This is a genomic window from Enterobacter sp. GER_MD16_1505_Eko_090 (genome assembly GCF_003331015.1).
Taxonomy (GTDB): domain Bacteria; phylum Pseudomonadota; class Gammaproteobacteria; order Enterobacterales; family Enterobacteriaceae; genus Enterobacter; species Enterobacter roggenkampii.
Window position 1 is genome coordinate 178,870 of record NZ_PUQF01000007.1, and the last position, 23,717, is coordinate 202,586.

Below are 23,717 nucleotides of genomic sequence, written 5' to 3' on the forward strand. Positions count from 1 at the left end.
TTAACCGTTGTTATTACGGCTGCCAGAGCGGCGGTTGCTGCTCACCTGGCTGTGACGCTTCACCGCACGGCGAATCTGATTCGCCTTCATGCGGCGACGATCTTTTTCCACCGCCACTTTAGAGGTGGTTTCCGGCGTCAGACCGACCAGCTCGCGCAGATAGTTGGTCTGGGTCAGATCCAGTTCGGTATAACCCCCACGCGGCAGGCCTTTTGGCAGCAGGATGTCGCCGTAACGGACACGGATCAGGCGGCTAACCTGCACACCTACCGCTTCCCAGAGACGACGCACCTCGCGGTTGCGGCCTTCGGTCAGGGTCACGTTATACCACTGGTTGATGCCTTCCCCACCGGTAAATTTGATGGTTTTGAACGCCGCAGGACCGTCTTCCAGCTGAACGCCACGCGACAGGTCGCGCAGTTTATTCTCGTCAACCTGGCCGAACACACGCACGGCGTATTCACGTTCCACTTCACGGCTTGGGTGCATCAGACGGTTTGCCAGTTCACCATCGGTAGTAAACAGCAGCAGACCGCAGGTATTCACGTCCAGACGACCAACGGCAATCCAGCGAGCGCCACGCAGTTTAGGCAGACGGTCAAACACCGTCGGGCGACCTTCCGGGTCATTGCGGGTACACAGCTCGCCTTCCGGCTTGTAGTAAGCCAGCACGCGGCAGATCTGCTCAGCGGACTCTTTCACGGAGATAAGATGACCGTCGATACGGATCTTTAGCCCCGGTACGATTTCTACGCGGTCACCCAGCGTGGCGATTTTACCGTCCACACTCACGCGGCCCGCTTCAATAATGGCTTCGATTTCACGGCGTGAACCGTGGCCGGCACGCGCCAGCACTTTCTGTAACTTCTCGCTCATTGAGCTTCCTCAGGTGTCGCCTTCACAGGCGTCGAATCAGGTCAAAAGAGGGCCGAGCCCTGCTTTGATGGCCGCGTAGTATATCTGCTTATACCATTACAAGAAAGGCTTTACGTCACCCACGCCTTCACGAATCACTTCCGGTGCATCTTCGGTTAAGTCGACCACGGTGGTCGGCTGCTGGCCGAGATAACCGCCGTGAATAATCAGCTCGACCACCTTCTCCAGACGATCTTTGATCTCTTCCGGATCGGACTCGGTAAACTCGCTGCCGGGCAGCATCAGCGAGGTAGACAGCATTGGTTCACCGAGGGTTTCCAGCAGCGCCTGCGCAATCGGGTTCGACGGCACGCGCATGCCGATGGTTTTACGTTTTTCCTGCAGCAGACGACGCGGCACTTCTTTGGTCCCTTTCAGGATGAAGGTGTAGTTGCCCGGCGTGTTGTTCTTAATCAGGCGAAACGCCACGTTATCCACATAAGCATAGGTGGACAGCTCAGAGAGATCGCGGCACATCAGGGTAAAGTTATGGCCGTCCGGCAACTGGCGAATACGGCAAATGCGTTCCATCGCCCCTTTATCTTCAATTTTGCAGCCCAGCGCGTAGCCGGAATCGGTCGGGTAGACAATCACGCCGCCTTTGCGGACGATCTCCACGGCCTGGTTAATCAGGCGTGGCTGCGGGTTATCCGGATGGATATAGAAAAACTGACTCATACTTCCCTCTCTTCAATTTGCTGCGGCTGTTCCCATAGCTGCCAGACCGGCTCAACGCCAGCGGGCAGCCAGAGCTTGCGCCCCAGTTCGATCCAGGCGCAGGGCTGATGGAAATCAGAACCCTGTGAGCCAAGCAGGCCGTACTGTCGGGCATAGGTCGCGAGCTGCGCGCGCTCGTTGGGTGCCTGCTGACACTGGGCGACTTCCATCGCCTCTCCACCGTTTTCGGCAAAGTGCGCCAGCAGCCTTTTCAGCCATTTAGCAGAAAGATTATACCGCCCCGGATGGGCCAGCACGGCCTTACCGCCAGAATGATGAATCACATCAATAGCTTGTTTTATTGTACACCACTGTGGCGGAACGTATCCGGTTTTCCCGCGCGCCAGATACTTTTTAAAGACATCCGCCATCGTCGTGGCTTTACCCGCCTCTACCAGAAAACGGGCGAAATGACCGCGCGTAACCGCCCCGCCGTTCGCCAGCTTTTGCGCACCTTCCAGCGCGCCAGGAATATGTGCCTTTTCCAGACGCTCGCCGATCATCTCTGCGCGCTGGTTGCGGCGCGTTTTTTGTTCTTGCAAAAACTCAATAAGTGCCGGATGGTCTATATCGATGTTCAGGCCAACGATATGAATCTCATGGTTTTCCCAGACGGTCGAAATCTCGACGCCGGACACCAGATTGAGTGCCAGCCCGCAGCGGGCAATCTCGGCGCGCGCAGCCGGAATGGCATCCGTCGTATCGTGATCGGTTATCGCCAGCGTGCCGATGCGCATTTCAACGGCACGATGAACCAGGGCTTCGGGTGTCAGCAGGCCATCAGAGGCCTGAGTATGGCTGTGTAAATCATAAATAATCGCGTAGGTGGTATCGCTCAAAGCACTTCCCATAACAGGTTGAAGACATCCGAAACCGCCATGATACCGACTTAACGTGAAATTCTGAAATCAAGGGTTGACAACACGCCATCGAACCAGTTAACTAGTACGCAAGTTCACACGAGAAAGGTATCTGAAAATGAGAGCACATTTCACTCTGCACGGCTGGTGGCGTACTTCCTGATCATCGGGCAGTGTCACGCGTCTGCGAAATGCAAACAGATACCCGCCCGCTACCCAGCGGGCTTTTTTTTGAACAGAATAAATGAGAACACCAACATGCAAACAGCCAAACCCCATCTCGAATTGCTGACCTGCGAGGCGGCCTATCGCCACAACCCGACCGCGCTGTTTCATCAGGTGTGCGGGGCTCGCCCGGCAACGCTGCTGCTGGAATCTGCGGACATCGACAGCAAGGACGATCTGAAAAGCCTTCTGCTGGTCGACAGCGCGTTGCGCATTACCGCCTTAGGTGACACTGTCACTATTAAGGCTTTGTCAGACAATGGCGCATCGCTGCTGCCGCTGCTTGATGCCGCCCTGCCTTCAGGCATCGAAAACGAGCGTCATCCGGAAATGCGCATTCTGCATTTCCCGCCGGTTAGCCAACTGTTAGATGAAGACGCGCGCCTCTGTTCCCTGTCCGTCTTTGATGCCTTCCGCCTGCTGCAAAACCTGGTCACCGTTCCGCACGATGAGCGTGAAGCGATGTTCTTTGGCGGGCTGTTTGCTTACGACCTGGTCGCGGGATTTGAAGATTTGCCGGAAACCGAGCAGGGCAATCGCTGCCCGGACTATTGCTTCTATCTGGCCGAAACCCTGCTGGTGATCGACCATCAGAAACAATACACCCGCATTCAGGCCAGCCTGTTCACGCCTTCTGGCGCTGAGAAAACCCGTCTGGAGCACCGCATTGCCCAACTGCAGCAGCAAATGACGGAAGCGCCGCCTGCGCTACCGGTGCAGCGCGTGGAAAAAATGACCTGCGATGTGAACCAGACCGACGATCAGTACGGTGCCGTGGTTCGCCAGATGCAAAAGGCGATTCGCGCCGGGGAAATTTTCCAGGTTGTACCGTCCCGTCGCTTCTCTCTGCCCTGCCCGTCCCCGCTGGCCGCTTACGACGTGCTGAAAAAGAGCAACCCAAGCCCGTACATGTTCTTTATGCAGGACAATGACTTCACGCTGTTCGGCGCCTCGCCGGAAAGCTCGCTGAAATATGACGCCACCAGCCGCCAGATTGAGATCTACCCGATCGCCGGAACCCGTCCGCGCGGACGTCGCGCCGACGGCTCGCTGGATCGCGATCTCGACAGCCGCATCGAGCTGGAAATGCGCACCGACCACAAAGAACTCTCCGAGCACCTGATGCTGGTTGACCTGGCACGTAACGATCTGGCCCGTATTTGCACCCCGGGCAGCCGCTACGTGGCGGACCTGACTAAAGTCGACCGCTATTCGTTCGTGATGCACCTGGTCTCCCGCGTGGTGGGCGAGCTGCGCCACGACCTCGACGTGCTGCACGCCTACCGCGCCTGCATGAACATGGGCACCCTGAGCGGTGCGCCGAAAGTGCGCGCCATGCAGCTGATTGCCGCCGCCGAAGGACGCCGTCGCGGCAGCTACGGCGGCGCGGTGGGCTATTTTACGGCCCACGGTGACCTCGATACCTGCATCGTGATCCGCTCCGCCTATGTCGAAGACGGTATTGCCACCGTCCAGGCGGGTGCCGGGATTGTTCTTGATTCTGTTCCGCAGTCTGAAGCTGACGAAACGCGCAGCAAAGCGCGTGCGGTCCTTCGCGCCATTGCTACCGCACACCATGCACAGGAGATTTTCTGATGGCTGACATTCTGCTGCTCGATAATATCGACTCCTTTACCTATAACCTGGCAGATCAGCTGCGTGCGAATGGACATAACGTCGTTATCTATCGCAACCACGTCCCGGCGCAGACCCTGATTGACCGTCTGGCAACCATGCAAAACCCGGTGCTGATGCTCTCCCCCGGACCAGGCGCACCGAGCGAAGCGGGCTGTATGCCGGAGCTGCTGACCCGCATGCGCGGCAAGCTGCCGATTATCGGCATCTGTCTCGGTCATCAGGCGATTGTTGAAGCCTATGGCGGCTACGTTGGCCAGGCAGGTGAAATCCTGCACGGTAAAGCGTCCAGCATAGAACATGACGGCCAGGCAATGTTTGCCGGGCTGCCGAATCCGCTTCCGGTCGCGCGCTACCACTCGCTGGTCGGCAGCAACATTCCCGCCGGGCTGACGATCAACGCCTCGTTTGAAGGGATGGTGATGGCGGTACGTCACGACGCGGATCGCGTCTGCGGGATGCAGTTCCATCCGGAATCCATCCTGACCTCCCACGGTGCCCGCCTGCTGGAGCAGACCCTCGACTGGGCGTTACAGAAGCTGGAGCAGACCAACACCCTGCAGCCGATTCTGGAAAAACTGTATCAGGCGCAAACCCTGAGCCAGCAGGAGAGCCACCAGCTCTTCTCCGCCGTGGTTCGCGGCGAGCTGAAGCCAGAACAGCTCGCAGCCGCGCTGGTGAGCATGAAGGTCCGCGGTGAAAGCCCGCAGGAGATCGCCGGTGCCGCCACGGCCCTGCTGGAAAATGCCGCCCCGTTCCCGCGCCCGGACTATCCGTTTGCCGATATCGTCGGCACCGGCGGTGACGGCAGCAACAGTATCAATATTTCAACCGCCAGCGCCTTTGTGGCCGCAGCGTGTGGCCTGAAGGTGGCGAAGCACGGTAACCGCAGCGTGTCCAGCCGGTCGGGCTCGTCTGATTTGCTCGCGGCTTTCGGCATTAATCTCGATATGAACGCCGAACGTTCCCGTGAAGCGCTGGATGACCTGGGCGTCTGCTTCCTGTTTGCGCCGAAGTATCACACCGGTTTCCGCCACGCAATGCCGGTTCGTCAGCAGCTGAAAACCCGCACGCTGTTTAACGTGCTCGGCCCGCTGATCAACCCGGCCCATCCGCCGCTGGCGCTGATCGGTGTCTACAGTCCGGAACTGGTCCTGCCGATTGCCGAGACCTTGCGCGTGCTGGGTTACCAGCGTGCCGCCGTGGTGCACAGCGGCGGAATGGACGAAGTGTCACTGCATGCGCCGACGCTGGTAGCCGAACTGCGCGACGGTGAAATCCTGAGCTACCAGCTGGAAGCCGCTGACTTTGGTTTAACTCCGTATCACCAGGAAGCGCTGGCAGGCGGTACCCCGGAAGAAAACCGTGACATTCTGACGCGCTTATTACAAGGTAAGGGAGAGGTCGCCCATGAGGCCGCCGTTGCCGCCAACGTCGCCATGCTGATGCGTTTGCACGGTGAGGAAGACCTGAAGGCCAACGTTCAAAAAGTTCTGGATGTACTGCGCTCCGGTGCAGCTTACGATCGCGTTACCGCACTTGCGGCAAGAGGGTAAAGAATGCAGACCGTTTTAGCGAAAATCGTTGCCGATAAGGCCATCTGGGTGGAAGCCCGCAAGCAACAGCAGCCGCTTGCCAGTTTCCAGAACGACGTCGTCCCGAGCAGCCGTCGTTTCTATGACGCCCTGCAGGGTGCGCGCACCGCGTTTATTCTTGAGTGCAAAAAGGCGTCTCCCTCAAAAGGCGTTATCCGTGACGATTTCGACCCGGCGCGCATTGCCGGTATTTATAAGCATCATGCCTCAGCCATCTCCGTGCTGACGGATGAGAAATATTTTCAGGGCAGCTTCGATTTTCTGCCGATCGTCAGCGGCATCGCGCCGCAGCCGATCCTCTGTAAAGACTTCATTATCGATCCGTATCAGATCTGGCTGGCGCGCTTTTACCAGGCCGACGCCTGCCTGCTGATGCTCTCGGTGCTTGACGACGAGCAGTACCGCCAGCTCTCTGCCGTCGCGCACAGCCTGAAAATGGGCGTGCTGACCGAAGTGAGCAACGAAGAGGAGCTGGAGCGCGCGATTGCGCTGGAAGCCAAAGTGGTCGGCATTAACAACCGCGATCTGCGTGACCTGTCCATTGACCTGAACCGCACGCGCCAGCTGGCGCCGCGGCTGGGCTCTGGCGTCACGGTCATCAGCGAATCCGGCATTAACAGCTACGCCCAGGTGCGCGAGCTGAGCCACTTCGCCAACGGTTTCCTGATTGGCTCCGCCATGATGGAACATGACGATCTCAATGCGGCAGTACGTCGCGTGCTGCTGGGTGAGAACAAAGTCTGCGGTTTAACCCGCGAACAGGACGCCCAAGCCGCGTATGAAGCCGGAGCGATTTATGGCGGGCTGATTTTTGTGGATTCCTCTCCTCGCGCGGTCAGCGAAGAGCAGGCGCGTAAGGTCATCGCCGCGGCTCCACTCAGCTATGTTGGCGTGTTCCGCAATGCGGATATCGCCGAGGTGGTTGAAAAAGCCGACGCGTTATCCCTGAGCGCGGTGCAGCTTCACGGCGATGAAGATCAGGCCTATATCGATGCCCTGCGCGCCACGCTGGCGCCGCAGGTACAGATCTGGAAAGCGCAACGCGTTGACGATACGTTGCCCCCGCGTAACCTGAACCACGTGGATAAATACGTCCTCGATAACGGCCAGGGCGGAACCGGCCAGCGTTTTGACTGGTCTCTGCTGAACGGCGAAAAGCTGGACAACGTTCTGCTGGCGGGCGGATTAAGCCCGGATAACTGTGTAGAAGCCGCGAAAACCGGCTGCGCAGGCCTCGATTTCAATTCAGGCGTAGAGTCCCAGCCGGGTAGTAAAGATGCCAGCAAACTGGCCTCGGTTTTTAAAACTCTGCGTGCATATTAAGGAAGAGAAGATGACGACATTACTTAACCCGTATTTTGGTGAGTTCGGCGGGATGTACGTCCCGCAAATCCTGATGCCCGCGCTGCGCCAGCTGGAAGAAGCGTTTGTGAGCGCGCAGAAGGATCCGGCATTTCAGGCGGAATTTACCGACCTGCTGAAAAACTATGCAGGCCGCCCAACGGCCCTGACCAAATGCCGCAATCTGACGGAAGGCACGAAAACTACGCTGTATCTTAAGCGTGAAGACCTGCTGCACGGCGGCGCGCACAAGACTAACCAGGTGCTGGGCCAGGCGCTGCTTGCGAAGCGTATGGGCAAAACCGAAATCATCGCCGAAACCGGCGCAGGCCAGCACGGCGTGGCCTCGGCGCTCGCCAGCGCCCTGCTCGGCCTGAAATGCCGCATCTATATGGGGGCGAAAGACGTTGAGCGTCAGTCTCCGAACGTCTTCCGTATGCGTCTGATGGGTGCAGAAGTGATCCCGGTGCACAGCGGCTCCGCGACGCTGAAGGATGCCTGTAACGAAGCGCTGCGCGACTGGTCTGGCAGCTACGAAACCGCGCACTATATGCTCGGTACCGCGGCGGGCCCGCACCCGTTCCCAACCATCGTGCGTGAGTTCCAGCGCATGATCGGGGAAGAGACCAAAGCGCAGATCCTCGAAAAAGAGGGTCGTCTGCCGGATGCAGTCATCGCCTGCGTCGGCGGCGGATCTAACGCCATCGGTATGTTCGCAGACTTTATCGACGACACCCGCGTGGGTCTGATTGGCGTCGAGCCTGCGGGTCACGGCATTGAATCGGGTGAACACGGCGCGCCGCTGAAGCATGGCCGCGTGGGGATCTACTTCGGCATGAAATCCCCGATGATGCAGACCGATGAAGGCCAGATTGAAGAGTCTTACTCTATCTCCGCTGGCCTCGACTTCCCATCCGTCGGACCGCAGCACGCCTATCTTAACAGCACCGGTCGTGCGGACTATGTCTCCATTACCGATGACGAAGCGCTGGAAGCGTTCAAAACGCTGTGCCGCAGCGAAGGGATCATCCCGGCGCTGGAGTCTTCACACGCTCTGGCCCATGCGCTGAAAATGATGAAAGACAATCCGGAAAAAGAGCAGCTGCTGGTGGTCAACCTTTCCGGACGCGGTGACAAAGATATCTTCACCGTTCACGATATTCTGAAAGCACGAGGGGAAATCTGATGGAACGCTACGATAACGTATTTGCAGAACTGAAATCCCGCCAGGAAGGCGCGTTCGTTCCCTTCGTCACCCTGGGCGATCCGGGCCCTGAACAGTCGCTGAAGATCATCGACACCCTGATTGAAGCCGGTGCCGATGCGCTGGAGCTGGGGATCCCGTTCTCTGACCCGCTGGCGGATGGCCCGACTATCCAGAATGCGACGCTGCGCGCGTTTGCTTCGGGCGTGACGCCAACCCAGTGCTTCGAAATGCTGGCAGCGATCCGTCAGAAGCACCCCACTATCCCGATTGGCCTGCTGATGTACGCCAACCTCGTGTTCAACCGCGGTATCGATGAATTTTACGCCGAGTGCGCACGCGTGGGCGTCGACTCTGTTCTGGTCGCCGACGTGCCGGTCGAGGAGTCCGCGCCGTTCCGCCAGGCGGCGATGCGTCACAACGTCGCCCCGATTTTCATCTGCCCGCCGAACGCCGATGACACACTGCTGCGCCAGATAGCCTCTTACGGGCGCGGTTACACGTACCTGCTCTCCCGCGCAGGCGTAACCGGTGCCGAGAATAAAGCGGCCCTACCGCTGCATCATCTGGTGGAAAAGCTGGCCGAGTACCATGCCGCGCCGCCGCTGCAGGGCTTCGGGATCTCTTCTCCGGATCAGGTCACCGCGGCGATTGACGCGAAGGCTGCAGGTGCCATTTCCGGCTCTGCGATTGTGAAGATCATTGAGAAGAACGTGGACAAGCCCGAGCAGATGCTGGCCGAGCTGAAGGCGTTTGTGACCGCCATGAAGGCGGCGACGCGTAAAGCCTGACCCCTCCACCGTCTGGCACCCTTGCCAGACGGTTACCCTTTCTTCCCCGCCTTCAACAAAGGATTACGTCAAAATTGATCCTATCGATATTTTCGGTGTGAATGGCTTTTCAAACTGTCGTGTGAGCGTATGATCTGGACTCTTTTTTATCTTTAATCCTTCTGAGTTCAGAGGCTTATTCATGTCATGGCAATCCTTCAAACAGGCTTACCTGGTTAAGTTCTGGTCACCCGTTCCGGCCGTTATCGCGGCAGGCATTCTCTCTACTTATTATTTTGGCATTACCGGCACCTTCTGGGCCGTGACCGGCGAGTTCACCCGCTGGGGTGGTCAATTGCTGCAACTCGCTGGCGTGCATGCCGAAGAGTGGGGTTACTTTAAACTCATTCATCTGGACGGCACCCCGCTTACCCGCATCGACGGGATGATGATTATCGGCATGTTCGGCGGCTGTTTCGCGGCCGCGCTGTGGGCAAATAACGTTAAGTTGCGTATGCCCAAAAGCCGGATCCGCATTTTGCAGGCGGTTGTCGGCGGCATGATTGCCGGTTTCGGCGCGCGTCTGGCGATGGGGTGTAACCTTGCCGCCTTCTTTACCGGGATCCCGCAGTTTTCGCTTCACGCCTGGTTCTTTGCCGTCGCCACGGCCATCGGCTCTTACTTTGGCGCAAAATTCACCCTGCTGCCGCTGTTTCGTATTCCAGTGAAAATGACAAAAGTCAGCGCAGCGTCTCCGTTGCCCCAGAAGCCCTCTCAGGCCCGCCGCCGTTTCCGCCTCGGAATGCTGGTCTTTTTCGCCATGGTGGCATGGGCGCTCTGCACCGCCCTGAACCAGCCTAAGCTCGGTCTGGCGATGCTGTTCGGTGTGGGTTTTGGTCTGCTCATTGAACGCGCGCAGATCTGCTTTACCTCCGCGTTTCGCGATATGTGGATCACCGGGCGCACGATGATGGCGAAAGCGATTATCGCCGGGATGGCGGTCAGCGCCATCGGCATCTTCAGCTATGTCCAACTGGGCGTCGAACCGAAAATCATGTGGGCCGGTCCTAACGCGGTCATTGGCGGTCTGCTGTTCGGCTTCGGGATCGTGCTGGCTGGCGGGTGTGAAACCGGCTGGATGTATCGCGCCGTGGAAGGCCAGGTGCACTACTGGTGGGTGGGTCTGGGAAATGTGATTGGCTCGACGATCCTGGCGTACTGCTGGGATGACGTGTCACCCGTCCTGGCTACCCGGTGGGATAAGGTTAATCTGCTGAATACCTTCGGGCCTCTCGGCGGCCTGCTCGTCACCTACGCCCTGTTGTTGGTCGCTTTTTTACTGGTCGTCGCACAGGAGAGACGTTTCTTCCGCCGTGCGGGCGTTAAAACAGAAACGCAGGAGAATGCAGCATGAAAGAGATCGTGCCTGATTATCGTCTGGATATGGTTGGCGAGCCCTGTCCATATCCGGCGGTGGCTACGCTTGAAGCGCTGCCGCAGCTTAAGAAAGGTGAAATTCTGGAGGTGGTCAGCGACTGCCCGCAGTCCATCAACAACATACCGCTGGATGCGAAAAACCACGGTTATACGGTGCTGGATATCCAGCAGGATGGCCCAACCATTCGCTATCTGATTCAAAAATGATCGCTAAGGGCCTCGTCAGGGGCCTTTATCGCATTGAATTATAAGACATCTTGATCCACGGCAAAAACGTTATTTATGACTTAAGTAAAATCTCATTTCCCTTTTGAAAGAGGTTTTCGCGGTTTGATGTATTTACGAGCTTTACTGGTCTTCGCCTTATTGATTCCCTTCCACGCGCTGTCCCTGAATTTCTCTTCTACTTTCCTGCGTCTTAATTGTCCGCAAAGAGGACTTGTCGAGGTTATTCTGCACGTTTATGACCACACTCAGGAACGGTGGCGCGGCCATTTTGAAACCGGTGCGGGGCATAAACGTGCGGGTGATACCGAAATGATCCCGTTTGCCAACGGCGATATTCTCTTCCATTCCGTATCCAGCGACGCTTTCAGCTATTTATATGATGGGGAAACGATCCTGAGGCACTGCGTAAAGCTCGATGAGCGGCCGGTTTATCCGTCGTTTTGACGTGAGCAAAGCAAACTGGCCACCCTGTGGCCAGTTTGACGGGGAATCAGAAACGATAACCCGCAGAGAACATAAACACCCACGGATCCAGGCGAGTGCTGATACTTTGCTGCTGGCCGCCCGCCTTGAAGCGTACGTCCGTATCAATATCCATATACCAGACCGAGGCGTTGATCAGCCAGTCGCGGTTAATCAGATAATCCAGGCCAACCTGCCCCGCCATGCCCCACGAATCTTTCAGGCTGAGATCCGTCAGACCCGCCTCTTTACCAGTATCGTTGAATTTCTCATCAAAGAAGGTGGTGTAGTTCACACCGGCGCCAATATAAGGACGCACCTTGCTGCTTGAGTCGCCGAAGTACCACTGCGCCATCAGCGTTGGCGGTAAATGGTGAACCGTGGCGATATCACCGGTTGGTCCTAAACCGACGCGATGACGGAACGGCGTTGCGGCCAGAAGCTCAACGCCCACGTTATCCGTCGCCATATAGGTAAAGGTTAAACCTAACTGGGTGTTATTACTGACGTTAAAACCGCCCATTCCCAGCACGTTATCCGAACCTTCAGTTGGGCGAGCCGTAGCCGAACCGGCACGAATAAAGAATTCGCCTGCTTCATGCGCATACGCGCCGCCAGAGAGACTGCTTAATACAAGGGCTGCCACCGCTAATTTTTTCATATCCGCTCCATCGTTGTGGTTTTAATCGCGGATGAGAATATACTCACAAAAGAGTAATAAGTGATCTGCCACAGATCACATTAAAACCAGTAACTTAACATTCATTGATCTGGATTAATTTTTTGTTACGCACTCAAAACCAATAAGTTGTTTCCATGTCAATTTTTGGCATTTCACGGTTACAAAATTTTCCCTTTTCCCCCTCTTGCTCTTCCTCTGGCGGCTGGATAATTTATCGCTCTCACAAATTGATTTGATGCGTTCTTCTTTTGCAGGTGTGCCATGAGTGATATCAACCCGTGCATGACGTGCGGAGCCTGTTGTGCGTATTTTCGAGTCTCTTTCTACTGGGCCGAAGCCAGCGATGGCGGTGGTACCGTTCCGGTTCATCTTACCGAGCCGTTAACCCCCTTTTTGCGCTGCATGAGCGGCACGAACCAAAAGCAGGCCCGCTGTGTGGCGCTACAGGGTGAGCCTGGGGTCTCGACCCGATGTTCCATCTATGAGGATCGCCCCAGCCCGTGCCGGGAATTTGCCATGTCGGGGGAAGATGGCCAGGTCAACGAAGCCTGTAACCGCGCCCGCGCGCGGGTTGGATTACCGCCGCTTTACAAAGATATGCTTTTCCATACAAGCCTTGATGCTGCCACAGCAGGTGCATCCGGTGTACAATTGCCGGCTAATTAACACCTGCAATACTCAAGGAGAGTGCATGTCTATCACGGCGAAGTCTGTCTACCGTGACACGGGAAACTTTTTCCGCAATCAGTTCATTACCTTTTTACTGATCGCGTTGCTTTGCGCCTTTATCACGGTGGTGCTGGGCCATGCCTTCTCACCGAGTGAAGAACAGATTGCCAGCCTGAGCCAGGGCGACCATCTTGCGGGTAGCGTGGGGTTGTTTGAGCTGGTGCAAAATATGACGCCGGAGCAGCAGCAAATCCTGCTGCGCGCCTCTGCCGCGTCCACGTTCTCAGGCCTGATTGGTAATGCAATTCTGGCGGGCGGCGTTTTGCTGATGATTCAGCTGGTATCGGCGGGTCACCGCGTCAGCGCCTTACGCGCGATTGGTGCGAGTGCACCGGTCTTACCTAAGCTGTTTATCCTGATCTTTTTAACCACGATGCTGGTGCAAATGGGGATTATGCTGGTCGTGGTGCCGGGCGTTTTACTGGCTATCGTGCTCGCATTTGCGCCGGTGATGGTTGTGCAGGATAAGATGGGAATTTTTACCGCGATGCGCAGCAGCATCAGACTGGCATGGGCTAATATGCGTCTGGTGGCGCCCGCCGTGATCGGCTGGCTGCTGGCCAAAACGCTGCTGTTATTGTTTGCACCGAATTTTGCGGTATTAACGCCTAACGTCGGCGCCGTGGTGGCGAATACGCTGAGCAATCTCATTTCAGCGGTACTGCTCGTCTATCTGTTCCGCCTGTACATGTTAATTCGTCAGTAATCCCGAGGCGGGGGGCATCGCTGTCTCCCGCCCCGCTCAGAAGATGGAATCACAGAATGAAGCAGTTTCTTGATTTTTTACCGCTCGCGGTGTTTTTCGCTGTCTATAAGTTGTACGACATTTTTGCTGCAACAAAAGCGTTAATCGTCGTGACCGCCGTTGTGCTGATCTACAGCTGGATTCGCTATCGCAAAGTCGAAAAAATGGCGCTTATCACGTTCGTTTTAGTAGCGGTGTTCGGTGGATTGACCATTGCCTTGCATGATGTTGAATTTATTAAGTGGAAGGTGACTGTTATTTATGCGTTGTTTGCAGCAGCGCTATTGTTCAGTCAATGGTTCATGAAAAAACCCCTTATCCAGAGCATGTTAGGTAAAGAACTAACGCTTCCGCAGGTGGTCTGGTCGCGTCTGAATACCGCCTGGGCAATCTTCTTTATTCTTTGCGGTCTCGCTAACATCTATATTGCCTTCTGGCTGCCGCAGGATATCTGGGTCAACTTTAAGGTCTTTGGCCTGACCGCGCTGACGCTTATCTTCACGCTGTTAAGCGGCGTATACATCTATCGTCATATGCCCCAGGACGACAACCACTGATTACTGACTGACCAGAACGTCAACGACGGGCGTTCTGGTCTATTCTCTCCGCACGCGAATCATAGTAGCATCCCGCCTGAAGTCTTCCGTTACGAGTTAAAACAATGACAACAACTAACGCCCCTCAGGGCGAACTGGTTTTACGCACACTGGCAATGCCCGCGGACACCAATGCCAATGGCGATATTTTTGGCGGCTGGCTGATGTCGCAGATGGATATGGGCGGCGCAATTCTGGCAAAAGAGATTGCCCACGGGCGCGTGGTCACCGTGAGAGTGGACGGCATGACCTTCCTGCGCCCGGTTGCGGTGGGTGATGTGGTTTGCTGCTACGCGCGTTGCGTGAAGCGCGGTAATACCTCCATTTCCATCAACATCGAAGTCTGGGTGAAGAAAGTCTCTTCTGAGCCGATTGGGCAACGCTATAAGGCCACTGAAGCGCTGTTTATTTATGTTGCCGTGGACAGCGAGGGTAAACCTCGTCAGCTTCCGCAGGCCTGATCGACAGGCAAAAAAAAGCCTCCTTTCGGAGGCTTTTTTTATTCCATCTGCGCCCCGCCGTTCAGGCGGAAAACAATATTGACGATCAATCCGCTGCCCGGCTTGCCTGGCTCATAGCGCCATCTGCGCATGGCAGATTTCACTTCGCGCTCAAACATATTAGAAGGTTGCGCAGACAAGATTTCCACATTATCCACGCGGCCATCCGCAGTGACGTCAAATTTCACCCGTACGCGCCCTTCAATACGCAAGGCCTGAGCTCGCGCCGGATACTGAGGCTGATTGCGGCTTACGGCGCGCGGGCCCGCTGGTGCGGTTACGGTTGGCTTTGACGTCGTTGCCGTATTGTTCATCACCGGACGTGAAGGCGCTGCATTTTCGACCGGCTGGGTCGCGCGCGGTTCAACCGGACGTTCCTCGCGTTTCGGACGCTCCTCGACCTTCTTCACCGGCTTTGGCTTCGGCTTAGGTTTTGGCTTCGGTTCAGGTTTGTGGATCACCACCGGGGCTTCCTTCGGTGGCTCCGGAACGGGCTCGGGTTCTGGCTCCGGTTCAGCCACCGGCTGTGGCGGCGGAGGGGCAACCTGCGGCGGTTCAAGATCCGCTGGCGAGACCATCGTCACCGAAATCGGCTGCGCGGGCGCGGGCATTTCAATAACCTGATGAACCGAGGTATACAGCAGACCCGCCACAACGGCACCGTGAATCACGACAGATAGCAGCGTCGGCCAGGGAAAGCGGCGAGGTAAATCAAGGGTCATCGAAGTCATAGTCATCAACGTTAAAAAACCGAACCCTGATTTTAAATGCAAATAGCAATCATATTCAATAAGACACTTTGCTCTGGCGCAATTTTAGCGCCCGAGAGGCCAAAAAAGGCACATACAGATCAGGGTATTAACATTGTTTTTATTTTACATTGCAGTCGTTTGCCCTTTCACATAACGTAACTGACACTTTTACCGGTTAAGGAGCTTCGCCGTGTTTTACGTGATTTACTCTGAAGATGTTGCTGATTCGCTCGAAAAACGCCAGTCTGTGCGCCCTGCGCATCTGGCACGTTTGCAGTTGCTTCAGGATGAAGGCCGATTACTGACCGCTGGCCCCATGCCTGCAGTAGACAGCAACGATCCGGGTGCTGCCGGTTTCTCCGGCTCCACGGTCATTGCTGAGTTTGAATCCCAGGAAGCCGCTCAGGCCTGGGCTGATGCAGACCCGTACGTTGCAGCGGGCGTGTATGCAAAAGTGACGGTGAGACCGTATAAAAAAGTGTTCTGATACCAAAGCGGCTCCGAAAGGAGCCTTTTTTAGGGTGGCGATTACGCGCCTCTGTGCCGGGTAAACTGCTGCTCTGTAATAAGGCTTCCCCACTGATCGCCTTCCCACTCTTTTACCAGCGTAAACCCATACGACTCGTACAGACGCCTGGCGGCGGTCAGCTTATTGAACGTCCAGAGGTGCACAGCTGAAAAACCGGCGCTGTCGCAAAACCGCATGGCTTCATTCAGCAGTTTTTTCCCCACGCCGTGCCCCCGGCAGCCATCATCAAGAATAAACCAGCGAAGATGGGCTTCACCCGGCGCCAGATCCTCGCCATCGATCGCCACCGAGCCGACAATTTTGTCGTTGAGCACTGCCAGCCAAATCTGGTTACAGGGCTTCTCCAGTCTTTCACTAAACTCAGCCAGCCCCGAAGCCACTTTGGCCTCGAAGAAGCGACCAAAATTATGCTCCCGCGAATAATAACTGCCATGCATCTCCGCGATACGGCCAATCATGCCCGGGATATACCCCTGCACTATCTTCAGCTCATCGGGCTGCATATCGTTGCCAGCCTCCCGACACGCCAGCAGCGCGTTGGCATAAAGGGAGAGCCCCTCAGAAATGGTCTGCTGCTGGGCAGGAGCAAGACGTTTTATTGCTGTGACCACGCGCTCATTGCTGAAGGTATTAATTTTACTGACCGTCTCGTGACCCTTCGCGGTCAGCCTGAGGCTCTTTGCTCTCGCATCCTCTGTAGAAATGACCTCCTCGAGTTCGCCTGCGGCAATCAGGCGAGCCAGCATCCGGCTGACGCTGGACTTTTCCAGGCCCAGCAGCTGTACCAGCTGGCTCGCCGTCATCTCTTTTCGTAGGGCAATTTCGACCAGAGTATGGACGGCCGAAGGCGAATAATTCGTTGAGGCCAGGGTAGAACCCATAAAACCTAACTCTCGCACCATCAGGCGCGAGGAACGTCGAATAACACTGACTACCGGGGTTTCGCTGTGCATGTTATATCCTCACCATTTAGTTGTACTATACAACTAAATGGTGAGGGATTGTCAAACAGAATGAAAAAGGCTCCCGCAGGAGCCTTTCATACATCAGTGCAGCGACGCCAACCTCGCCGCAAACCCGACAAACAGCAGCCCTATCAGCCCGTTCCCTAGCTTTGCCAGTTTCTTTTTCGTTTTGAGATAGCGCGTGACAAATGCACCGGAGAAGATCAGGAAGCTCATGTACATGAAGCTTATCAACTCAAGCGTCGTCGCGAGGATAAGGAAAGAGGTACCGGTGTTCTGCGCATTCACGTCAATGAACTGAACAAAGAACGATACGTAGAACAGAATCGCTTTTGGATTCGTCAGGCTCAGCACCAGCGAACGTTTCATGATCGTGCTGGCAGGCTCGGTGCCGCTTTCCTGAGCGTGATTCTGGCGGGTAATGACCGACCAGAGCATTTTGCCGCCCAGCCACAGCAGGTAGAAGGCGCCGAGATAACGCACGATATTAAACAGTACCGGTGTGGTCTGGATTAATGCCGCGACGCCCGCCCAGGCAAGAAACATCAGCACCGCATCGCCGATAAATACACCCGTGGCGGCCAGGTACCCTTTTTTAACGCCGTGTCCAATTCCAGTTTTAAGCACAAACAGGGTATTCGGCCCCGGTACCAGCACGATAAAAAACGCGCCAACAACATACGTCCAGAAATTCAGTACGCCAAACTCCGCAAACACTTCTTCTCCCTCCTTTTGCTCAACACAACCGGAATAGCGCTGCAACCACGCTACTCCCAAAAATCAGACCTTATAAAATCAGCGGGCACCATTACGGTGCCCTCATGGTACTCAGATATCCTGGACGGCGAACAGCAACGCGTTGCGGTGCCGGGTCATTCCACATTTTCTGATGGCGTGAATACGCATATTGCGGCGGGATTGAGCTTCCAGCCAACGAGCCTTGCGACGACTCACCTGTCGCAACATGCGCCAGCGCCCTACTTCTGTTCTACTGCGCTTCATGTCTACAACTCTTTCTCAAACAGAGACGCCATTATAAACCCAACCCGGCTGCAAACCAGCGCTTTTACCTGGCGTTTTTATTTGCCAGATGAATCCTGATGCGTACACTCATAACAATACGCTTTCAAAAGGATTTTTTTAACTATGACAACCTTCTACACCGTGGTGAGTTGGCTGGTCATTTTGGGATACTGGCTGTTAATCGCGGGTGTGACGTTACGCATCCTGATGAAGCGCAGAGCCGTACCCTCTGCCATGGCCTGGCTTCTGATCATCTATATCCTGCCGCTGGTGGGAATTATCGCCTATCTCTCTTTCGGTGAGCTTCATCTCGGTAAACGCCGCGCCGAGCGGGCCCGCGCCATGTGGCCCTCCACCGCGAAGTGGCTGAACGACCTTAAAGCCTGCAAGCATATCTTTGCCGAAGAGAACAGCAGCGTCGCCTCGTCACTGTTTAAGCTGTGCGAGCGCCGTCAGGGGATTGGCGGCGTTAAGGGTAATCAGCTCCAGCTGCTAACCTCGTCCGACGACGTTATGCAGGCGTTAATCCGCGATATCCAGCTGGCGCGTCATAATATCGAGATGGTTTTCTATATCTGGCAGCCCGGCGGGATGGCTGACCAGGTCGCGGAATCGCTGATGGCCGCGGCGCGACGCGGCATTCACTGCCGTCTGATGCTTGACTCTGCGGGCAGCGTGGCATTTTTCCGCAGTCCCTGGGCAGGGATGATGCGCAATGCCGGTATCGAGGTGGTTGAGGCGCTGAAGGTTAACCTCCTGCGCGTGTTTCTGCGCCGGATGGACCTTCGTCAGCACCGTAAAATGATCATGATCGATAACTATATTGCCTACACCGGCAGCATGAACATGGTTGACCCGCGCTTTTTTAAACAGGACTCGGGCGTGGGTCAGTGGGTGGATTTGATGGCGCGCATGGAGGGGCCGATTGCCACCTCGATGGGCATCGTCTACTCCTGCGACTGGGAGATAGAGACCGGCAAACGCATCCTGCCGCCACCGCCGGACGGCAATATTATGCCGTTTGAAGAGGCCAGCGGTCACACTATTCATACCATTGCTTCCGGGCCGGGCTTCCCGGAGGATTTGATTCATCAGGCGCTGCTGACGGCGACCTACTCGGCGCGTGAATATCTGATCATGACGACGCCCTACTTTGTTCCCAGCGATGACCTCCTGCACGCGATCTGTACCGCGGCGCAGCGCGGCGTCGATGTGAGCATTATTTTGCCGCGCAAAAATGACTCCCTTCTGGTGGGCTGGGCCAGCCGGGCATTCTTTAGCGAACTGCTGGCTGCAGGGGTGAAGATCTACCAGTTCGAAGGTGGATTGCTCCACACCAAAAGCGTGCTTGTCGACGGCGAGTTAAGCCTGGTGGGAACGGTGAACCTGGATATGCGCAGCCTGTGGCTCAACTTTGAAATCACGCTGGTTATTGATGATGCCGGCTTTGGCGGCGATCTCGCGGCGGTGCAGGATGATTATATCTCTCGCTCCCGCCTGCTGGATGCCAGACTGTGGGTAAAACGTCCGCTGTGGCAGAGAATTGCCGAACGACTGTTTTACTTCTTTAGTCCGTTGCTGTAAAACGTGCCCAACGATGTTAAACAGGTAGTCATCATGGAAATGGATCTGAACAATCGCCTGACCGAAGACGAAACGCTCGAGCAGGCCTATGACATTTTTCTCGAACTGGCGGTTGATAACCTCGATCCCGCAGACGTGATCCTCTTTAATCTGCAGTTCGAAGAGCGCGGCGGTGCCGAACTGTTCGACCCTTCAGAAGACTGGGCTGAGCATGTGGATTTCGACCTGAACCCTGACTTCTTCGCCGAAGTGGTGATCGGGCTGGCCGATGAAGACGGTGGCGAAATTAATGATATCTTCGCTCGCGTCCTGCTCTGCCGTGAGAAAGACCACAAGCTGTGCCATATTCTCTGGCGCGAATAATAAAAAAGGCTGCGATTGCAGCCTTTTTTATTTACTCCGGCAACGGATTCCCACAGCGGTGACAATAACGCGCGTTGAGTTCATGTTCCCCCTGATGACATCGCGGACATTTGCGCTGCTGCTTGCGGCTCTGAAATGCGCTACTCATGTGCGTGGTAATCAGCCCGGTCGGAATGGCAATGACCGAATAGCCAATCAAAATCAGCACTGAGGCCACAATTCGCCCCAGCGGCGTATGGGGCGTGATATCCCCGTACCCCACGGTCGTTACGGTCACGATCGCCCAGTAGACGGACGCATTGAGCGTCGTAAAGCCATATTTCGGCCCCTCAATCAGATACATCAGTGCGCCAAAAACAATCATGACAATGGCAATAAACGAATAGAACAGAATAAGCTGATGACGGGCGCTGACGATTGCGCTCCAGAATATGCGCAGTGAGGGCATAAAGCGCAGTAATTTCAGAATACGTAATACGCGAATAACGCGCATCGCTCGCCAGGCAAAGACATAGCTCAGGCTGATTTCCGGCCACAGCCACATGACGTAGAGCGGCAGAATGGTGGCTAAATCGATAAATCCCCAGAAGCTGAAAACATATCGGGCCGGGTTAGGCCAGGCAATCACTCGGAGGAGATATTCAGCGGTAAACACCAGGGTAATCGCCAGCTCAAGCCAGACAAAGACATGCCATTCGTCAAACGTCAGGTGGTATTGCGTCCCGGCACCCGATTCAATAAAGATGATAACCACGCTGAGGAGCGCAAATAAACCACAAAGACCCTCGAAGCGCCGTCCGGATACCGTTTCAGGATCGAATAAAACATGATAAAGCCGCCGACGGGCTGACGTGAATAAACGCGACACAGTGACCTCGCAAAAAATAAGGGCTGACATCATGTCAGCCCTTGCGATTATAACGGGTCTACTTTCAGGCAGGAAACCGCATGTCGGAAACTGCCTTCCAGAACCGGCCGCGTTTTCGCACATTCCGGCCCGGCCATAGGGCAGCGCGTGCGGAAGACGCAGCCCGACGGCGGGTTAATCGGTGAAGGCAATTCCCCTTCCAGAAGCTGGATGGTCTTATTCTTTTCCAGATCGGGATCGGGGATCGGCACCGCCGACATCAGCGCTTTGGTGTAAGGGTGCAGCGGATTGTGGTACACCTCGTCATAGGTGCCCAGCTCCACGGCGTGCCCCAGATACATCACCAGCACGCGGTCAGAAATGTGTTTCACCACGGCCAGGTCATGCGCGATGAAGATCAGCGACAGCCCCATTTCGCGCTGCAGCTTCTGCAGCAGGTTAACCACCTGCGCCTGAATGGAGACGTCGAGCGCGGAAACTGGCTCATCACAGATAATCAGCTTCGGTTCGAGGATCAGGGCGCGCGCAATACCAATACGCTGACACTGACCGCCGGAGAACTCGTGAGGATAGCGGTTGATGAGGTTAGGCAACAGCCCGACTTTCAGCATCATCGCCTTAACGCGATCGCGCACTTCCTGGCGAGACATCTTCGGATGATAGGTCCGCAGCGGCTCGGCAATAATCTCACCGATGGTCATACGCGGGTTTAATGACGCCAGTGGATCCTGGAAAATCATCTGGATATCGCTGCGCACGTCGCGCCACTCGTCGGGCTTCATGCCCAGCAGATCTTTACCCAGCCAGGCCACTTTGCCGTCGGTGGCTTTTACCAGGCCGATAATGGCGCGCGCAAAGGTCGATTTACCGCAGCCGGACTCGCCCACCACGCCCAGGGTTTCCCCTTCGTACAGGCGCAGCGTGACGCCGTCCACCGCTTTCAGGGTCTTCGACGGCTGCCAGAACCACTGTTTGCCGTCCTTGATGTCGAAATGCACTTTAAGGTCAGCAATTTCGAGCAGGACATTGCGTTTTTCATCTAATGCGTTCATACCAGCTCCTCCTGCGGCTTAAAGCAGGCGCGCAGACGGCCTGGTGCAAACTCTTCCAGCGGCGGTGCGCTATTGCAGATTTCCATCGCGTGCGGACAGCGCGGCTGGAACGGACAGCCTTTCGGCAGGCGCAGCAGGTTTGGCGGGTTGCCCGGAATGGTCAGCAGGGATTCCCCTTCCGCATCGAGACGCGGCACCGCGTTCAGCAGGCCGATCGAGTAAGGATGGGCTGGCTGATAGAACACCTCACGCGCTTTGCCGTATTCCATGGTACGACCGGCATACATGACCAGCACTTTGTCACAGATGCCCGCCACCACGCCCAGGTCGTGGGTGATCATGATAATCGCCGTGTTGAACTCACGCTTCAGCTCGTTCAGCAGGGTCATGATTTGCGCCTGAACGGTAACGTCCAGCGCGGTGGTCGGTTCGTCGGCAATCAGTAGTTTTGGCCGGCACAGCAGCGCCATCGCAATCATCACGCGCTGACGCATACCGCCGGAGAACTCGTGCGGGAACATGCGCATACGCTTGCGCGCTTCCGGCATTTTCACCGCATCGAGCATTTTGACCGACTCTTCAAAGGCTTCGGCTTTGCCCAGACCTTTGTGCAGCATCAGGACTTCCATCAGCTGCTCACCGACGCGCATGTACGGGTTCAGCGAGGTCATCGGATCCTGGAAAATCATCGAGATCTGCTCGGCGCGCAGCTTGTTCAGCTCTTGCTCCGGCAGGTTGAGGATTTCACGACCGTTGAATTTCGCAGAACCGCCAATCACACCGTTAGCGGCCAGCAGGCCCATTAACGCAAAGGCGGTCTGGGATTTACCGGAACCAGATTCCCCCACGATACCGAGCGTTTCACCCGCGCGCAGGTTGAAGTTGAGATCGTTCACGGCGGTCACATCCCCGTCCGGGGTCTTAAAGGTGACGCGAAGATCTTTGACGTCCAGCAGAAGGTCGCTCCGCTGCTGCGCCTGTGGCGCGGTTGCCGTTTCAATCATTGTCATGACGGCGCTCCTTAACGGTCTTTCGGGTCGAGGGCATCACGCAGGCCATCGCCGATAAAGTTAAAACAAAACAGGGTAACGACCAGGAAACCCGCCGGGTATAACAGCAGCCACGGTGACACTTCCATTGAGTTTGCACCGTCACTCAGCAGCGCGCCCCAGCTGCTCAGCGGCTCTTGCGTACCCAGACCGAGGAAGCTCAGGAAGGATTCAAACAGGATCATGCTTGGTACCAGCAGTGATGCATAGACCACCACCACGCCCAGCACGTTAGGAACGATATGGCGAACCACGATATTCCCGGTAGAGACACCGCCGACCTGCGCGGCTTCGATAAACTCTTTGCGTTTGAGGCTCAGCGTCTGGCCGCGAACAATACGCGCCATATCCAGCCATGACACCATCCCGATGGCCACGAAGATCAACAGGATATTCTGACCAAAGAAGGTCACCAGCAGGATGACGAAGAACATAAACGGGAAGGAGTTCAGGATTTCCAGCAGACGCATCATCACCGAGTCCACTTTGCCGCCAAGGTAGCCGGACAGTGAGCCGTAGAGCGTCCCGACGATCACCGCCACCAGCGCGGCAGCAATCCCGACCATCAGCGAGATACGCCCACCGATAGCGACACGTACCAGCAGGTCACGTCCGGAGGAGTCCGTGCCAAAATAGTGGCCAGACTCCATATCCGGCGCGCTGGACATCATGCCCCAGTCGGTGTCGAAATAGGTAAATTGCGACAGCATCGGGGCCAGGGTCACAAACAGCGCGATGATCACCAGAACTACCAGACTCGCCACCGCCGCGCGGTTGTGCATAAAGCGACGACGCGCGTCCTGCCAGAGGCTACGACCTTCCACTTCCAGTTTTTCACTGAAGTTTTCCAGCGCCTCGCTGTTTTTCTTACTCAACATCATGGCGTGCTCC

Annotated in this window: 27 protein-coding genes and 1 other annotated feature; of the genes, 15 read left to right on the top strand and 12 right to left on the bottom strand. The window is 56.1% G+C overall.

Features of this window, described 5'->3' with window-relative positions; translation table 11 throughout:
• From rluB to rnm, 3 genes are all read right to left on the bottom strand, one after another.
• Positions 1-876: a 23S rRNA pseudouridine(2605) synthase RluB gene (gene rluB / locus C6A40_RS10265; protein WP_008502809.1), complete on the bottom strand. Its 876-nt coding sequence runs from the start codon at positions 874-876 to the stop codon at positions 1-3.
• Positions 877-972: 96 nt separating this feature from the next.
• Positions 973-1,593 (bottom strand): L-threonylcarbamoyladenylate synthase, encoded by a 621-nt coding sequence (locus C6A40_RS10270; RefSeq protein WP_003856793.1) that lies wholly within the window; start codon positions 1,591-1,593, stop codon positions 973-975.
• The gene (gene rnm / locus C6A40_RS10275) at positions 1,590-2,471 is read right to left on the bottom strand and encodes an RNase RNM (RefSeq protein ID WP_032674928.1); all 882 of its coding nucleotides are present in this window, start codon (positions 2,469-2,471) and stop codon (positions 1,590-1,592) included. Before rnm ends, C6A40_RS10270 begins: the two co-directional genes overlap by 4 nt.
• 160 nt (positions 2,472-2,631) lie before the next feature.
• Positions 2,632-2,725 (top strand) — a sequence feature (Trp leader region).
• Positions 2,726-2,750: 25 nt separating this feature from the next.
• Here rnm and C6A40_RS10280 point away from each other — a divergent pair.
• The 8 genes from C6A40_RS10280 to C6A40_RS10315 all read left to right on the top strand — a co-directional run bounded on the left by C6A40_RS10280 (position 2,751) and on the right by C6A40_RS10315 (position 11,371).
• Positions 2,751-4,313, top strand: a complete 1,563-nt coding sequence (locus C6A40_RS10280; RefSeq protein ID WP_008502807.1) for an anthranilate synthase component 1 — start codon at positions 2,751-2,753, stop codon at positions 4,311-4,313.
• Positions 4,313-5,908, top strand: a complete 1,596-nt coding sequence (trpD, locus tag C6A40_RS10285; RefSeq protein WP_008502806.1) for a bifunctional anthranilate synthase glutamate amidotransferase component TrpG/anthranilate phosphoribosyltransferase TrpD — start codon at positions 4,313-4,315, stop codon at positions 5,906-5,908. Before C6A40_RS10280 ends, trpD begins: the two co-directional genes overlap by 1 nt.
• Positions 5,909-5,911: 3 nt before the next feature.
• Complete coding sequence (gene trpCF, locus C6A40_RS10290) at positions 5,912-7,270, top strand: bifunctional indole-3-glycerol-phosphate synthase TrpC/phosphoribosylanthranilate isomerase TrpF (protein ID WP_008502805.1); 1,359 nt, start codon at positions 5,912-5,914, stop codon at positions 7,268-7,270.
• A gap of 10 nt (positions 7,271-7,280) precedes the next feature.
• Positions 7,281-8,474, top strand: a complete 1,194-nt coding sequence (gene trpB, locus C6A40_RS10295) for a tryptophan synthase subunit beta (protein WP_008502804.1) — start codon at positions 7,281-7,283, stop codon at positions 8,472-8,474.
• Entirely contained in the window at positions 8,474-9,283 is an 810-nt protein-coding gene (gene trpA, locus C6A40_RS10300) for a tryptophan synthase subunit alpha (RefSeq protein WP_045334893.1), read from the top strand. The genes trpB and trpA overlap by 1 nt, the downstream gene beginning before the upstream one ends.
• A 181-nt stretch (positions 9,284-9,464) precedes the next feature.
• Positions 9,465-10,676 (top strand): selenium metabolism membrane protein YedE/FdhT, encoded by a 1,212-nt coding sequence (gene yedE / locus C6A40_RS10305; protein ID WP_114191276.1) that lies wholly within the window; start codon positions 9,465-9,467, stop codon positions 10,674-10,676.
• Positions 10,673-10,906, top strand: coding sequence for a sulfurtransferase-like selenium metabolism protein YedF (gene yedF / locus C6A40_RS10310; protein ID WP_003856774.1), 234 nt, complete (start codon positions 10,673-10,675; stop codon positions 10,904-10,906). Before yedE ends, yedF begins: the two co-directional genes overlap by 4 nt.
• Positions 10,907-11,032: 126 nt before the next feature.
• Positions 11,033-11,371 carry a hypothetical protein gene (locus tag C6A40_RS10315; RefSeq protein WP_071530987.1) on the top strand — a complete coding sequence of 113 codons (339 nt, stop codon included), beginning with the start codon at positions 11,033-11,035 and terminating at the stop codon, positions 11,369-11,371.
• A gap of 46 nt (positions 11,372-11,417) precedes the next feature.
• Here the strand turns inward: C6A40_RS10315 and ompW are convergent, their stop codons facing one another.
• The gene (gene ompW / locus C6A40_RS10320; RefSeq protein WP_008502800.1) at positions 11,418-12,050 is read right to left on the bottom strand and encodes an outer membrane protein OmpW; all 633 of its coding nucleotides are present in this window, start codon (positions 12,048-12,050) and stop codon (positions 11,418-11,420) included.
• Between the two features lie 282 nt (positions 12,051-12,332).
• Here ompW and C6A40_RS10325 point away from each other — a divergent pair, with 282 nt between their 5' ends.
• From C6A40_RS10325 to yciA, 4 genes are all read left to right on the top strand, one after another.
• Positions 12,333-12,737 carry a YkgJ family cysteine cluster protein gene (locus C6A40_RS10325; RefSeq protein WP_021240310.1) on the top strand — a complete coding sequence of 135 codons (405 nt, stop codon included), beginning with the start codon at positions 12,333-12,335 and terminating at the stop codon, positions 12,735-12,737.
• 25 nt (positions 12,738-12,762) lie between these two features.
• On the top strand, positions 12,763-13,506 hold the full coding sequence (locus C6A40_RS10330; protein ID WP_023292236.1) for a YciC family protein: 744 nt from the start codon (positions 12,763-12,765) through the stop codon (positions 13,504-13,506).
• 56 nt (positions 13,507-13,562) lie between these two features.
• A complete protein-coding gene (locus C6A40_RS10335) occupies positions 13,563-14,102 on the top strand; it encodes a septation protein A (protein WP_008502797.1) in 540 nt (179 codons plus the stop codon).
• A 104-nt stretch (positions 14,103-14,206) separates the two neighbouring features.
• The gene (gene yciA / locus C6A40_RS10340) at positions 14,207-14,602 is read left to right on the top strand and encodes an acyl-CoA thioester hydrolase YciA (RefSeq protein WP_008502796.1); all 396 of its coding nucleotides are present in this window, start codon (positions 14,207-14,209) and stop codon (positions 14,600-14,602) included.
• A gap of 38 nt (positions 14,603-14,640) precedes the next feature.
• Here the strand turns inward: yciA and tonB are convergent, their stop codons facing one another.
• Complete coding sequence (gene tonB, locus C6A40_RS10345) at positions 14,641-15,363, bottom strand: TonB system transport protein TonB (protein ID WP_023617069.1); 723 nt, start codon at positions 15,361-15,363, stop codon at positions 14,641-14,643.
• Between the two features lie 220 nt (positions 15,364-15,583).
• On the opposite strand from tonB, the gene C6A40_RS10350 reads away from it, so the two are divergent.
• A complete protein-coding gene (locus tag C6A40_RS10350; protein ID WP_008502794.1) occupies positions 15,584-15,880 on the top strand; it encodes a YciI family protein in 297 nt (98 codons plus the stop codon).
• Between the two features lie 41 nt (positions 15,881-15,921).
• On the opposite strand, the gene C6A40_RS10355 is transcribed toward C6A40_RS10350, so the two are convergent.
• The 3 genes from C6A40_RS10355 to C6A40_RS24860 form a co-directional block, all read right to left on the bottom strand.
• Positions 15,922-16,875: a bifunctional helix-turn-helix transcriptional regulator/GNAT family N-acetyltransferase gene (locus tag C6A40_RS10355; protein WP_025913085.1), complete on the bottom strand. Its 954-nt coding sequence runs from the start codon at positions 16,873-16,875 to the stop codon at positions 15,922-15,924.
• Positions 16,876-16,968: 93 nt separating this feature from the next.
• The gene (leuE, locus tag C6A40_RS10360; protein ID WP_008502792.1) at positions 16,969-17,604 is read right to left on the bottom strand and encodes a leucine efflux protein LeuE; all 636 of its coding nucleotides are present in this window, start codon (positions 17,602-17,604) and stop codon (positions 16,969-16,971) included.
• A 111-nt stretch (positions 17,605-17,715) separates the two neighbouring features.
• Positions 17,716-17,889 carry a YciY family protein gene (locus C6A40_RS24860; RefSeq protein ID WP_021240326.1) on the bottom strand — a complete coding sequence of 58 codons (174 nt, stop codon included), beginning with the start codon at positions 17,887-17,889 and terminating at the stop codon, positions 17,716-17,718.
• Between the two features lie 144 nt (positions 17,890-18,033).
• On the opposite strand from C6A40_RS24860, the gene cls reads away from it, so the two are divergent.
• Together cls and C6A40_RS10370 are read left to right on the top strand one after the other, a co-directional pair.
• A complete protein-coding gene (gene cls, locus C6A40_RS10365; protein ID WP_008502791.1) occupies positions 18,034-19,494 on the top strand; it encodes a cardiolipin synthase in 1,461 nt (486 codons plus the stop codon).
• A gap of 33 nt (positions 19,495-19,527) precedes the next feature.
• A complete protein-coding gene (locus C6A40_RS10370; RefSeq protein WP_006810881.1) occupies positions 19,528-19,857 on the top strand; it encodes an HI1450 family dsDNA-mimic protein in 330 nt (109 codons plus the stop codon).
• 31 nt (positions 19,858-19,888) lie between these two features.
• On the opposite strand, the gene C6A40_RS10375 is transcribed toward C6A40_RS10370, so the two are convergent.
• From C6A40_RS10375 to oppC, 4 genes are read right to left on the bottom strand one after another with little or no spacing between them, the layout of a single operon-like run.
• Positions 19,889-20,758 carry an ion transporter gene (locus tag C6A40_RS10375; RefSeq protein ID WP_008502790.1) on the bottom strand — a complete coding sequence of 290 codons (870 nt, stop codon included), beginning with the start codon at positions 20,756-20,758 and terminating at the stop codon, positions 19,889-19,891.
• 14 nt (positions 20,759-20,772) lie between these two features.
• Complete coding sequence (gene oppF, locus C6A40_RS10380; protein WP_008502789.1) at positions 20,773-21,777, bottom strand: murein tripeptide/oligopeptide ABC transporter ATP-binding protein OppF; 1,005 nt, start codon at positions 21,775-21,777, stop codon at positions 20,773-20,775.
• Entirely contained in the window at positions 21,774-22,787 is a 1,014-nt protein-coding gene (gene oppD / locus C6A40_RS10385) for an ABC transporter ATP-binding protein (RefSeq protein WP_023344346.1), read from the bottom strand. The genes oppF and oppD overlap by 4 nt, the downstream gene beginning before the upstream one ends.
• Positions 22,788-22,798: 11 nt before the next feature.
• Positions 22,799-23,707, bottom strand: a complete 909-nt coding sequence (gene oppC / locus C6A40_RS10390; protein WP_008502787.1) for an oligopeptide ABC transporter permease OppC — start codon at positions 23,705-23,707, stop codon at positions 22,799-22,801.
• Positions 23,708-23,717 lie beyond the last annotated feature (10 nt).

Excerpts from the sequence above, each read along its gene's own strand:
- oppC (WP_008502787.1), bottom strand. The coding sequence starts at position 23,707 with ATGATGTTGAGTAAGAAAAACAGCGAGGCGCTGGAAAACTTCAGTGAA.
- yedE (WP_114191276.1), top strand. The coding sequence starts at position 9,465 with ATGTCATGGCAATCCTTCAAACAGGCTTACCTGGTTAAGTTCTGGTCA.
- C6A40_RS10270 (WP_003856793.1), bottom strand. The coding sequence starts at position 1,593 with ATGAGTCAGTTTTTCTATATCCATCCGGATAACCCGCAGCCACGCCTG.
- C6A40_RS10330 (WP_023292236.1), top strand. The coding sequence starts at position 12,763 with ATGTCTATCACGGCGAAGTCTGTCTACCGTGACACGGGAAACTTTTTC.
- yciA (WP_008502796.1), top strand. The coding sequence starts at position 14,207 with ATGACAACAACTAACGCCCCTCAGGGCGAACTGGTTTTACGCACACTG.
- oppD (WP_023344346.1), bottom strand. The coding sequence starts at position 22,787 with ATGACAATGATTGAAACGGCAACCGCGCCACAGGCGCAGCAGCGGAGC.
- trpD (WP_008502806.1), top strand. The coding sequence starts at position 4,313 with ATGGCTGACATTCTGCTGCTCGATAATATCGACTCCTTTACCTATAAC.
- C6A40_RS10280 (WP_008502807.1), top strand. The coding sequence starts at position 2,751 with ATGCAAACAGCCAAACCCCATCTCGAATTGCTGACCTGCGAGGCGGCC.
- tonB (WP_023617069.1), bottom strand. The coding sequence starts at position 15,363 with ATGACCCTTGATTTACCTCGCCGCTTTCCCTGGCCGACGCTGCTATCT.
- cls (WP_008502791.1), top strand. The coding sequence starts at position 18,034 with ATGACAACCTTCTACACCGTGGTGAGTTGGCTGGTCATTTTGGGATAC.
- C6A40_RS24860 (WP_021240326.1), bottom strand. The coding sequence starts at position 17,889 with ATGAAGCGCAGTAGAACAGAAGTAGGGCGCTGGCGCATGTTGCGACAG.
- ompW (WP_008502800.1), bottom strand. The coding sequence starts at position 12,050 with ATGAAAAAATTAGCGGTGGCAGCCCTTGTATTAAGCAGTCTCTCTGGC.
- trpB (WP_008502804.1), top strand. The coding sequence starts at position 7,281 with ATGACGACATTACTTAACCCGTATTTTGGTGAGTTCGGCGGGATGTAC.
- C6A40_RS10315 (WP_071530987.1), top strand. The coding sequence starts at position 11,033 with ATGTATTTACGAGCTTTACTGGTCTTCGCCTTATTGATTCCCTTCCAC.
- C6A40_RS10355 (WP_025913085.1), bottom strand. The coding sequence starts at position 16,875 with ATGCACAGCGAAACCCCGGTAGTCAGTGTTATTCGACGTTCCTCGCGC.
- C6A40_RS10370 (WP_006810881.1), top strand. The coding sequence starts at position 19,528 with ATGGAAATGGATCTGAACAATCGCCTGACCGAAGACGAAACGCTCGAG.
- C6A40_RS10375 (WP_008502790.1), bottom strand. The coding sequence starts at position 20,758 with ATGATGTCAGCCCTTATTTTTTGCGAGGTCACTGTGTCGCGTTTATTC.
- C6A40_RS10325 (WP_021240310.1), top strand. The coding sequence starts at position 12,333 with ATGAGTGATATCAACCCGTGCATGACGTGCGGAGCCTGTTGTGCGTAT.
- C6A40_RS10335 (WP_008502797.1), top strand. The coding sequence starts at position 13,563 with ATGAAGCAGTTTCTTGATTTTTTACCGCTCGCGGTGTTTTTCGCTGTC.
- trpA (WP_045334893.1), top strand. The coding sequence starts at position 8,474 with ATGGAACGCTACGATAACGTATTTGCAGAACTGAAATCCCGCCAGGAA.
- trpCF (WP_008502805.1), top strand. The coding sequence starts at position 5,912 with ATGCAGACCGTTTTAGCGAAAATCGTTGCCGATAAGGCCATCTGGGTG.
- rluB (WP_008502809.1), bottom strand. The coding sequence starts at position 876 with ATGAGCGAGAAGTTACAGAAAGTGCTGGCGCGTGCCGGCCACGGTTCA.
- oppF (WP_008502789.1), bottom strand. The coding sequence starts at position 21,777 with ATGAACGCATTAGATGAAAAACGCAATGTCCTGCTCGAAATTGCTGAC.
- yedF (WP_003856774.1), top strand. The coding sequence starts at position 10,673 with ATGAAAGAGATCGTGCCTGATTATCGTCTGGATATGGTTGGCGAGCCC.